Raw genomic sequence first — 10,240 nt, 5'->3', positions numbered from 1 at the left:
GGCAATGACCGTGATCAGACATGTCGCGATCGCGCTCCTGGCGGTGCTGTCGGCGGGGGGCGGAGCGACCGCTGATCCCGCCGCGGGGGTGTCCGGAGAGGTTCCTGCCTCTGTTGCCCAGGCCATAGAGCGCCTCCGAGCCAAGCCGATCTTTGCCCATATGAGCTGGGGCATCCACCTCGCCGATCTCGCTACCGGCAAGACGTTGATCGATCAGGCTGGGAATAAGTCGCTGCTGCCAGCCTCGGTCATGAAGACCTACAGCGTTGCGACCGCCCTTGACCGCTATGGCGCCGACTACCGTTTCCGGACACCGGTCTACAGGCTCGGCAACCTCAAGGGCGACGTGCTCGACGGAGATCTCGTCCTCGTCGCGTCCGGTGATTTCAGTTTCGGGCTCCGCGAGCAGCCCAACGACAAGCTTGGCTTCAACAGCCTGCCGGAGGTCGACCACAACACCACCTCTACCGGCTTCCCGGGCGGCGCCTATGTCGGGAACAGCGATCCGCTCGCGGCGCTCGATGCCCTGGCCGCGCAGGTCAAGGCTGCGGGTATCCGCGAAATCACCGGCGATGTGATGATCGACGATCGTCTCTTCGAGACCTATCGGGGGTTCTCGTCCGGGCCGATCGCTCCGATCTGGGTCAACGAGAACGTCATCGACATCATGGTGACGCCGACGAAGCCCGGCGAGAAACCTAAGCTCGACTGGCGTCCCAAGAGCGCTGCCATCACCGTCGAGAACGACGTCACCACGGTTGCCGGCACGGCCGGGCCGCTTGAGGTGACGACACGGGGCGCCGGGGTGGTTCGGGTCAGCGGAAAGATCGCTTCGGACGGACCACCGATCCTGACGGTGTCCCAGATCGCCGATCCTGCCGCTTTCGCGCGCACGGTCTTCATCGAGGCGCTCATGCGGGCGGGGGTCAAGGTCGCCGCGCCTGCGCTCGGCCCCGCCAGGCCGCTGCCCGACGCGGGCGGCTATCGCGAAGCCAACCGGGTGGCGGAATATGTCTCGCCGCCGCTGTCCGAGTTCGTCAAGGTGATCCTGAAGGTGAGCTACAACCGCGGCGCCGACCTCATGGTCTGTCTTGCCGCGGTGAAGGCCGGAAGTCCCGATTGCGGCGATGGGCTGGCCGAGGTGCTGAAGCTGCTCGCCCGGCATGGCGTGTCGTCAACCGGAACCTATGTCTTCGACGGTGCCGGAAGCAGCCATAACAGCCGGACGACGCCGTCGGATCTCGCGACCTTCCTCAGGGACATCACGACCACGCCCTGGGGCAGCGCTTTTCATGATGGCATGGCCGTGCTCGGGGTCGACGGCTCGCAGGCACTGAACGGCGCGGGGTCGCCGGCGGCCGCGCATGTCCGGATCAAGGATGGCGACATGGTCGCCGGAAGTGCTGCCGGGCAACTTGTCGCGCTTGCCACCACCCAGACCGGATATATCGACGCCAGGAGCGGGCGCCGGCTTGTCTATAGCCTGATGGTCAACAACATCCCCTTCCCATCGCTGCAGGACTATTCCGCCGCCCGGGCCGATGTGGCGGCCGTCGTCGTCGCGATCCAGCAGGGCTATTGAAGTGACCGGAGATCGTCATGCCCACTGCAGCACGATCCCGCTCGTGCCTTTCTCTGGCCGCGGCGCTCATCCTCATCGCGGCCGACGCGTCGGTTGCCGAAGATTTCTCCGGCTCGGTTGCGATCGGCGCTGGCCGCAAGATCTATCTCGAATGCACTGGCGCCGGATCGCCGACGGTCGTGCTGATCTCGGGCAGGGGGAATGGCGCTGCCGACTGGAGCGAGACACTCGATCCCGCCGACCCGGCCCACCAGGCCGATTATGACGCCGTGGCCTGGGGGAAGGGCAATCTTCGCAGGGGCGGGTCGGCGGTCTTTCCGATGGTGTCCCGCTTCACCCGCGTCTGCGCCTATGACCGGCCAGGGGTGAGGCTCGACGGACCGGATCAGTCCACGCCAGTCGCCCAGCCGCATCCGGCCGACCAGGCGGCTGACGATCTCCATCGGCTGCTGACGGCAGCGGGCGAACCGCGCCCTTACGTGCTCGTGCCCCATTCCTACGGAGGTCTGATCGCCACGCTTTTTGCACGGACTTGGCCCGATGAGGTGAGCGGGCTCGTCATGGTCGACGCTGCGACACCCCTGATGCGCGAGGTGGCAAGCCCGAAGCATGTGGCGAAATGGGACGCGCTCAACAGGCAGACCGCGCCGGCGGCTCCCGAAGCGATCATGCTCCTCGATGCCTTCGCCAAGATCGAGGCTGCCCCTCGACTGCGGGAACTGACRGCCGTCGTGCTTGCCGGCGACAAGCCATGGCAACCGCCATCCTCCCCACCGGAGCGCGACCCGGGCCCGATCCGTGCCTTGCCCGCCCGGCCTCATCGGCTCCGCCCGACATTGCGCGGGACCTGCAAGATCGCTTTGAATGCTGGCGCGCCTCGCAGGGGGGCTGGCGATCGCCCCCAGCATCTTGCTCGGCTTCGCATGGATGGGCCAGTTCGCCGGGGGGAGCATGCCGACTGGCCGCACGAGGTCGCTCGCTCTGGCCCTGCCGTGCGGCGGCCCGAGCTCCGGCTCAAAGCTCCAGTGCCGACTGCCCGTTCTTCTTGCGGGTGACGAAATGTGCGATCGCCTGGATGGAATCGAGGTTCCTGGGCAGGATTTCGCTATCCTCGACGGTAATCCCGAATGTGTGCTCGATGAAGCCGACAACCTCGAGCACCCCGGTCGAATCCATGATGCCATGCTCGAGGAGCGAGGCGCTGGCCTCCAGATCATCTGCATCGTCCAGGAAGAAATTTGCCGCCAGGAATGCGCGAATGGCCCCCGTGTAAATATCGCTTGTCTTCTCGATGATCATCATTGGCCTCGTGCTCAATTCAGAACCTGCTGTTTGGGCGGATGCGCCGCGATCGGACGGCGTGATCCAAAGCGCTGGGGAAGGAGTTGCGACCCCGCCCGAGACGGTCGGCCTTCGGCGGCGGCCAGAGGTCGTGCTGGCGCGGTCACGTCGGCAATCTCCGCTCGTGCAGGTGGGACGCGGCTGGCGAATAGCTCAGCGCCACGGCCTGCTCGATCAGGGGGCGGTTCGCCGAGAGATGGGGCTCCATGACGAGGTCGAGATGGCCGCCTGCGATCGGGATGACCTCCACGCCCGCCAGGGCGCTGTCCCAGCCGAGCTCCCTCGTCATTCCCTCCCGCTTGCAGCGGAACAGCGTGCCTGCCAGGGGCAGCTGCTGCTTCGGCTCGGCCAGCCACGCGAAGAAGGCGCGGGCCCGCAAGACCTCCTGCAGCTCCAGCTGGATTCTGAAGCAGGTCGCATTGAACTGCTCCTTGGTATAGCGGTCGAGCATCCCCGCCAGGCGCGCTTCGTGGCCCATCGCGGCCGTCCCCTTCGCAAGGGCGCGGCAGGCCATCCGGGAGGCCGCCACGCGATTGGTCCGTATTCGATGGAACGTGCGGGTGATGATCTCCCGATACTTGCTTCGTTCGCCCTCGAGGCTCGTGTCCAGCAATCCCAGGAACCTGACCGACCGTCCGGCGCTGAGCAGCCGCTGCGCGACCTCGTAAGCAACGGCGCCACCAAGCGAATGGCCGAGAAGGCGAACATCGCCCGAGGGCTGGGCCCGGCCGATCTGCTGGATCGCGTCGGCCGCCATGGCGGCGAGCGTGTTCTGTCCGCTCAATATCATCCGCAGACCGGGGTATTTGATCGGGACCACCCGGGTGACCTTGCCCATGGCCGCGGCGAAGGCCGCCAGGCCCGGGCCGTAACCGACCGACCCCGGGAGCAGGAACAGGATGGGAGGGTTATCCGTCCCGGTGACGCTGCCCAGGGGGGCGACCGCGGGTGCACCGGCAGGGTTCTTCCCCATGCGTTCGTCTTGACGAAGAGGAAGAAAATCGCGATTCGAAGTGTAGTCAGAGACGTTTTGCCCGATGGAAACACCGGCGCGCTTTGCATCACTCCGGCTTTCTCGACCTGACGCCGGTGCTTGAAATGACTCCGAAACCATGGCCAGCCCCGCCTAAGGTTAGGGGCATTTATCGGATGCCACTAGAACCGCTTCATCATGCGTTTGAATGATAGCGGGTCTCGATCGAGGCTGCGGCCTGTGTCGGCGCACTTCGCGAGCCCGCGCAGAACGCGGTTAGACAGGTCTCTCCGACTTCTGTCCGGGGCCTATTCTGTAGAGCGCGATCAGATGGCCATCGAGGATTCCATCACTATTTGCATCGTGTTGGACGATCGCGCTCATGCCAATTCAGCGCAAAACGCCTTTGCGGAAAGGCGATGTAGAAGGAGCGGTGTCAGCTGTGACTGCCGTCGGACTCCCTTGCCAGAGCGTCTGGTTCCCGGCCGACCGCAGGGGCATCGGAACTTGCGATCTGGCCTCGGCGATGCGTCTAGAACCGGTAGTGCAGCCGCACGCATCCCTTGTCGACCGCCTGCGCGCTGATGAGCGTCGGGCTCGCCCGAAAGCCGGTGAGTGGAAAGAGCGGCCGGCCGCCACCGAGCATTTCCGGGATGACATAGATCTCGATCTCGTCGAGTGCGCCGCGCTCGAGGAAGGCCATCTGCAGCTGCCCGCCGCCCAGCATCCAGACGTCGCCGTCGTCCAGCCCGCGAAGTTCGTGGATCAGCGCATCGACGTCGCTGCGGACCTCCAGCGGACCCTTCGGATCGTCGATCGTCCGCGATGTGACGACGATGACGCGCTTGTCCCCATAGGCCCAGGCGGAAGCGTCTCCCGCTACGAAATCATAGGTGCTCCGCCCCATCACCACGGTGCGCATGCGCTTGAGGAAGCTGCGGTAGTCGTGCTCGCCGAGGTTCATGTCGTCGTATTTGAACAGCCAGTCGAGATTGTCGTCCTCGGTGGCGATCCGCCCATCGAGGCTGGCGGCGATATATCCCAGAATCCTGGCCATGGCGGCTTCTCCGTTGAATAATAAACGAACGTACGTTTATATATTACCATGGCAAGACGCAAAACGATCCCTGACGAGCAGGTTCTCGAGACACTTCTCGGGACGATGCTGGAGACGGGCCCCGACGGTCTCACCTTCGCCCGCGCCGCGAAGACCTGCGGCCTCTCCCCGGCGACGCTGGTGCAGCGCTACGGCAATCGCGAGGCCCTGGTTCAGGCTATTCTCCTGCACGCCTGGGACCGGCTCGACGCGGAGACCGAGGCGGCGGACGCTGAGGCACCGCCGACGCCTGAGGGCGCGATCGACCTTCTGATCCGGCTGATGCCGTCCGAAACCGCGGAACGCGACGCCACCAACGGCCTGCTACTGCTGAGGGAAGACATCCGCAATCCCGCGCTGCGCAGCCGCGGCGCGGCCTGGGGCCGTCGCCTCGCCGAAATCCTCGGCCGCCGCCTCTCGAGCGACCGGACGCGGGGCGAACGCCTCGGGTGGCAGATGGCGAGCCTCTGGCAAGGCGCGCATACATGGTGGGCCTTCACGCGTGACGCGCCGGCGGAACAGGCGATCAGACGCGTGTTGGAGGAGTGGGTCAGAGGGGTGAGATGACCACCGGCCGCACCAGGGGAGGTCCCCGGACGCGGGCCGGCACCAAGTCTCCGCTCATGTCCTGGCTGTCGCCTCGTCCGAAGGATCAGCCCTGCGGCGGCTTCCAGCCGGCCGATGGGATGGTGTTGATCATCCAGGGCACGCCGAACTTGTCGACGAGCGAGCCGAAGCCGGGCGACCAGAAGGTCTCGCTGAACGGCATGACGGCCTTGCCGCCTTCCGACAATTGCTCGAACCAGCCCTTTGCCTTGGCATTGTCGTCGCTGTGCAGGGTGACGTCGAAGCCGTTCTTCGGCTTGTCGATATTGGGAGCCCATTTGACGTCCATGTCGGCGCCCATCAAGGCCTGGTCGCCGACCTCGAGCCAGCAATGCATCAGCCAGGTCTTGAACTTCTCGTCCGCGATCGGCATGCCCGGAGGCGCGTCGCCATAGGATATGGCGGCGGTGATCTTTCCGCCCAGGACCTTGGCGTAGAACTCGAACGCCTCGCGGCACTGGCCCTGGAAGCTCAGGCTGGTCACGATCTTCATGGTCGTCTCCTGTCTGATTGCAGCATTGACGCGCGCCCAGCTGTAATCCCGAGGAACGCGTCATGGCGGATGATGCGCAGCATCTGCGTCATCCCCATGGCGTCGCAGCGCAACATCTTCGGCGGGGCCGAGGCCGGCCCACCAATGTCCCGGCCGGAGCGGCCAATGTGGGAACCGACCGGCCGCGGGGTCTTCATCAGCCGGGCGGCTGGATGGCGGTGAAGACCGCCAGCTGATCCGCGAAGGCGCGCTGATAGGCGGGCCGGGCTTCGCCGCGGGCGACATAGGCTGAGAGGTTTGGACATTCCTCGAGGAGGCCCGAGCCGTGCAACCGGCGCAGCACCGTCACCATCATCAGGTCGCCGGCGCTGAACCCATCATCGAGCCAATCGGCCTCGCCAAGCCGCTGCGAAAGCTCGCCGAGCCGGACACGGACCCGATCCTCGAGGCCAGGCAGGCGCGCCTCGTACCAGGGCTTGTCGCGTTCCAGGAGCACCGCCATGCTGCGCTCGACGATCGGTGGCTCGACCGTGGCGAGCGCGGCGAACATCCATGCGATCGCGCCCGCACGGGCGTTCGCATCGGCGGGCAGCAGGCCCGGGTGACTCTCCGCGATATGGAGAACGATCGCTCCCGACTCGAACAGGACGAGATCGCCGTCTTGATAGGTCGGGATCTGCCCGAAGGGATGAAGCGCACGATGCGCGGGCTCCTTCATCGCGGGCAAGGAAAGCAGGCGAACGTCGTAGCGCTGCTCCACTTCTTCGAGCGCCCAGCGAACGCGCATGTCACGCGCCAGCCCTCTGCCGCGATCGGGGGAGCGTTCAAAGGCGGTGATGGTGATGGTCATTGCAAGGCTCCGGCTTGTTGGACGGTGCACCCCGCCCCACACTAAGTGTCGAGGGGCCGTTCGCTACCCCCGAATGGCGTCACCGCGCCGTATTTTCCGGCGGAATACTCCCGCCTAGGTTGCGGCGAAGGCGGTCGGCGGCTTCGTTGGCCACGATGCCCGAGCACCGACTCCGGCGGCTCCGCGATCGGCAATTGCGATGCTTGCGCTCCACGCGCCGAGCCCATTCCGGAACAAATCCCGCCCCGGCGGCTTCCTCCCCGACAGGAGGAAACCATGCAAAAGCCCCGCGAAAACCCTGCGCTGCTCGAGGACGAGCGCGCAACGCTCGCTCCGACCGAAAGTCCGATCGAGGCGGACCCGGCTACCACGGGCCGTCGCGTCAGCGACCGCACCAATATCCATGACGAAGGCAGCGATGCCAACGACACGCCGGACGGCTTGACGGAATCCGAAGAGGCCGTCCGGCAAGCAGCCGAAGATGTGCCGACGGGGGGCTCGCTGGCCGGCAGGACGGAGTCGGTGCCGGTCTTCGAACGTGCTGGGCTTCCCCCGAAACTGTGATGGCACCCACGATCTGATCGTCGGACGACCGGAGGCTCACCGTGGTCCTTCAGGCTCCAGGCTTGGCATGGCCTGGCGCCGTGAGGCAGGGCGCGGTCGAAGCCGGATCGCCCGCTAGCGCGAGCGCCGTTCGCCCATGCAGCAGCGCGCTATCAGCGACACACGCGCCGGCCGTTGATGATCGTACAGCCGCGGCGCGCCGGCGTGACGACCACGGCGCGCGGGGCAACCGGGCGTCGCACCGCGACCGCACCATTGGGCCCGGCACAACCAGCCCGGACGACCCCGCGTGCGCAAACCACGGCGCTGGCCTCTGTCGGGGCGAGGGCGGCGGCCAGAGCCAGGGCGCCCAAGCCGAAAATGGCATATTTCATGTCGTAGCCCCGTTTCGGAACTGGAGGGAGGACGGATCTCCGACGGCCGGCACGCAGCCTGCCCCGGAGGAAGTCGTCGAGAGAGTCAGAACTTGTAGAGCAGCCGCCCGACAACCTGGTTGGTGCTCAATTGCTGCTTGAAACCGACGATCCCGAGCCCGCCGACGCTAACCGGATAGGTGTAGGTATCCTCCTGGAATTGTGAGTACCGATACTCCAGGCCAGCGATCCAGTTGTTCGTGATGGCGTATTCGGCGCCGGCGCCGAGCGTCCAGCCAAGACGGGTGCTGTCGCCTGCGCCATAGGAGTAACCCGTGCCCGTCACCGTCGACTGGGCGTCGGCCAAGGCGAGGCCGCCGGTTGCGTAGATCATGAACCGGTCGAAGGCATAACCGACGCGTAGCCTGGCCGAGCCGGCCCAGTTGGTATGGGCGGTGATGAAATCGCCGGTCAGCGCGGTGAAGCGCTGCTTGCCGGTGATGAGGGCTGCGCCGTCGATCTCGCCACCGAGGACAAGTTGGCCGATCTGGTAGTTGTAGCCCGCCAGCAGACCGACCGTAGCGCCGTCCCTGTTCAGGCTCGGCAATGAAGCAACGGCGGCCCGACCGGCGATCACGGCGCCCGGCGTCAGTTCGGTTCTGGTCTGCGCCCAGCCGGCCTGGGCACCGACATAGAAACCGGTCCATGTGAAGGCAGGCGGCATGGGAATGGCAGGCTCGATCCGCCGCGACGGCAGGTCGGCAGCCTGCGCGGCGAACGAGAACAGTGCGAAAGCAAGTCCGGCACCGAATACTGTAGATGAGGTAGACATCGTCAACGCGCCCTTCGTGAATATCGGATCGATTGCATGCACCGGCCCGCAAATGGGTGCGGGCGATCAGCTTTCGTGGAGTTCGGGTCTATTCAGTTCAGATTCGACAGCGCTTTCAGTACATGAATGGTCCTGGCCCACCCCAGGGCCCGAAATCGAAGGCGTCCTGGTTCATCACCGCTGTCATCTGTTGCTCGTTGGCCAATTTCTGCGCGAAGACCATCTGGCGAAATTGGGCGTAAGCCGCCTGGCTGCCGAAGTAGACGCACTGGCAGACGATGGGATCGGCGTAGACGTAGACGATCTCAGCGTTCTTCGCCTGTTGAACGAACTTGTTGGGGGGCAGCTTTTTCATGGCCGCAAGGCGCTGCGGGGTGTTTGCGGGCTGTGGAACGAAGCCGGCGGCCGAGAGCAGATCTTCCTTCTGCTGCACGGCCTGGGGCGTGGACTGGCACCCGGCCAGGGCCAGCCCGAGCGAGACTGCAAGCGCAGCGACGACGCGCGATGTCATGACATTCTCCAGAGATAGGTTCGACTTAGGCGGCGTGTTGACGCCGGCACGCAGCGGCATTCGCCGCGCGCGTCGGAGGTCTGACCGGCGAAGGGAGGAGTTCGGGACTTAAAGCATCGGCCCGAAAAGTGGATTGCGGTTTTCGGGGCAAAGCCGATGCAAAGACAAAGGGTTAGATCATCGGACTGGATACGATATCCGGTCCAATGATCTAGTTGCCGAGGGCGGAGCCGAGCAGATAATCCTTCTGCAATGCCTGGTCCGACGACGGATACAGTGTCTGGCATTCCGACCAGTAGAAGGTCTTGGGCTGCCGATTGGCGGGATCGGCACAGATTGCGGCAAGCTGTGCCTGCCGCGATTGCGACGACTGGCAGCCTGCCAGGATCAGTCCAATCGATATTGCGATCCCAGCCAGGATAGGCGTGTTCATGTCGTTCCCTGTCGATTGAGGGCCTGGAGATGTGCCAATGTCATCAAGGGGGGACGCTCCATTCAAGCGCCCGCCCGTTGCTGATCCGATCGCCCGCCAACAGGCGCCTATTTCATCTCGATTCCCAGCTTGGCGCGCTCATCCTTGAACACGACGGCAAGCGCCTCGATGATCTTCTTGCCGGGATTGGCCTTGCAGTACACGATGACCTCGTGCTCGACGACCTTGCCCTTCTTCAGGTCAAGGAAATGCTTCTTGGCGAGGCCGTTATACCAGCCGCTATACCAGGCCGAGAGCGCATCGGCGTCCTCCTGAAAGGTTCCGGCCAGCTGTGCGCAGGTCAGGGCCTGAACATCGATGAAGCCGTTGGCATCGACATAGCTGGTGAGCGGAACCTGGGCCGTCGCCGCAGACGAGGCTGCGCAGACGACCGATACCGCCATGGCGGCAAGAATTCTGGACATGATGATCTCCTATTTCGAAGTGTGTGGGGTGCGGACAGGTGCCACCGATTTCCCGGTGCAATGACTACTTCACCAGCTCGATCTCGCTCGGCTGCCAGGTCTTGGCGAAGAACGGCTCGAGCGGGCTGTAGAGGCGCAGGAC

The 10,240-nt window shown here is 65.0% G+C and carries 14 protein-coding genes; 4 read left to right on the top strand and 10 right to left on the bottom strand.

The window, feature by feature from the left end; translation table 11 throughout:
- The coding region (gene dacB / locus AC1D34_RS30430) for a D-alanyl-D-alanine carboxypeptidase/D-alanyl-D-alanine endopeptidase (protein ID WP_476826221.1) at positions 1-1,582 on the top strand (1,582 nt) is incomplete at its 5' end.
- Positions 1,583-1,599: 17 nt separating this feature from the next.
- Positions 1,600-2,637: an alpha/beta fold hydrolase gene (locus tag AC1D34_RS30425; protein WP_476826220.1), complete on the top strand. Its 1,038-nt coding sequence runs from the start codon at positions 1,600-1,602 to the stop codon at positions 2,635-2,637.
- Here AC1D34_RS30425 and AC1D34_RS30420 read toward each other — a convergent pair.
- The 3 genes from AC1D34_RS30420 to AC1D34_RS30410 form a co-directional block, all read right to left on the bottom strand.
- Complete coding sequence (locus AC1D34_RS30420; protein ID WP_441506791.1) at positions 2,597-2,881, bottom strand: acyl carrier protein; 285 nt, start codon at positions 2,879-2,881, stop codon at positions 2,597-2,599. The two genes, AC1D34_RS30425 and AC1D34_RS30420, sit on opposite strands and share 41 nt — an antisense overlap.
- 145 nt (positions 2,882-3,026) lie before the next feature.
- Entirely contained in the window at positions 3,027-4,037 is a 1,011-nt protein-coding gene (locus tag AC1D34_RS30415; RefSeq protein WP_441506792.1) for a thioesterase domain-containing protein, read from the bottom strand.
- A gap of 391 nt (positions 4,038-4,428) precedes the next feature.
- Entirely contained in the window at positions 4,429-4,953 is a 525-nt protein-coding gene (locus AC1D34_RS30410; protein ID WP_441506793.1) for a dihydrofolate reductase family protein, read from the bottom strand.
- Between the two features lie 48 nt (positions 4,954-5,001).
- Between AC1D34_RS30410 and AC1D34_RS30405 the strand changes: the two genes are divergently transcribed.
- Entirely contained in the window at positions 5,002-5,559 is a 558-nt protein-coding gene (locus AC1D34_RS30405) for a TetR/AcrR family transcriptional regulator (RefSeq protein ID WP_441491239.1), read from the top strand.
- An 85-nt stretch (positions 5,560-5,644) separates the two neighbouring features.
- On the opposite strand, the gene AC1D34_RS30400 is transcribed toward AC1D34_RS30405, so the two are convergent.
- Both AC1D34_RS30400 and AC1D34_RS30395 read right to left on the bottom strand, forming a co-directional pair.
- Positions 5,645-6,091 (bottom strand): VOC family protein, encoded by a 447-nt coding sequence (locus tag AC1D34_RS30400; RefSeq protein WP_441506794.1) that lies wholly within the window; start codon positions 6,089-6,091, stop codon positions 5,645-5,647.
- A gap of 196 nt (positions 6,092-6,287) precedes the next feature.
- On the bottom strand, positions 6,288-6,941 hold the full coding sequence (locus AC1D34_RS30395) for a glutathione S-transferase family protein (RefSeq protein WP_441506795.1): 654 nt from the start codon (positions 6,939-6,941) through the stop codon (positions 6,288-6,290).
- 276 nt (positions 6,942-7,217) lie between these two features.
- Between AC1D34_RS30395 and AC1D34_RS30390 the strand changes: the two genes are divergently transcribed.
- Positions 7,218-7,505, top strand: a complete 288-nt coding sequence (locus AC1D34_RS30390) for a hypothetical protein (protein WP_441506796.1) — start codon at positions 7,218-7,220, stop codon at positions 7,503-7,505.
- 152 nt (positions 7,506-7,657) lie between these two features.
- Here AC1D34_RS30390 and AC1D34_RS30385 read toward each other — a convergent pair whose 3' ends face one another.
- The 5 genes from AC1D34_RS30385 to AC1D34_RS30365 form a co-directional block, all read right to left on the bottom strand.
- The gene (locus tag AC1D34_RS30385; protein WP_074471640.1) at positions 7,658-7,879 is read right to left on the bottom strand and encodes a hypothetical protein; all 222 of its coding nucleotides are present in this window, start codon (positions 7,877-7,879) and stop codon (positions 7,658-7,660) included.
- Between the two features lie 85 nt (positions 7,880-7,964).
- Positions 7,965-8,690, bottom strand: a complete 726-nt coding sequence (locus AC1D34_RS30380) for an outer membrane protein (RefSeq protein WP_441506798.1) — start codon at positions 8,688-8,690, stop codon at positions 7,965-7,967.
- 115 nt (positions 8,691-8,805) lie between these two features.
- Entirely contained in the window at positions 8,806-9,261 is a 456-nt protein-coding gene (locus AC1D34_RS30375; protein WP_476826219.1) for a hypothetical protein, read from the bottom strand.
- Positions 9,262-9,412: 151 nt separating this feature from the next.
- Positions 9,413-9,634 carry a hypothetical protein gene (locus AC1D34_RS30370; protein WP_476826218.1) on the bottom strand — a complete coding sequence of 74 codons (222 nt, stop codon included), beginning with the start codon at positions 9,632-9,634 and terminating at the stop codon, positions 9,413-9,415.
- Between the two features lie 107 nt (positions 9,635-9,741).
- On the bottom strand, positions 9,742-10,098 hold the full coding sequence (locus AC1D34_RS30365; protein ID WP_441491246.1) for an HdeA/HdeB family chaperone: 357 nt from the start codon (positions 10,096-10,098) through the stop codon (positions 9,742-9,744).
- Positions 10,099-10,240 lie beyond the last annotated feature (142 nt).

This window comes from Allobosea sp. P1_A7 (genome assembly GCF_056406775.1).
The sequence above is the reverse complement of the archived record's forward strand: the minus strand, read 5'-3'. Positions and strand labels throughout refer to the sequence as shown.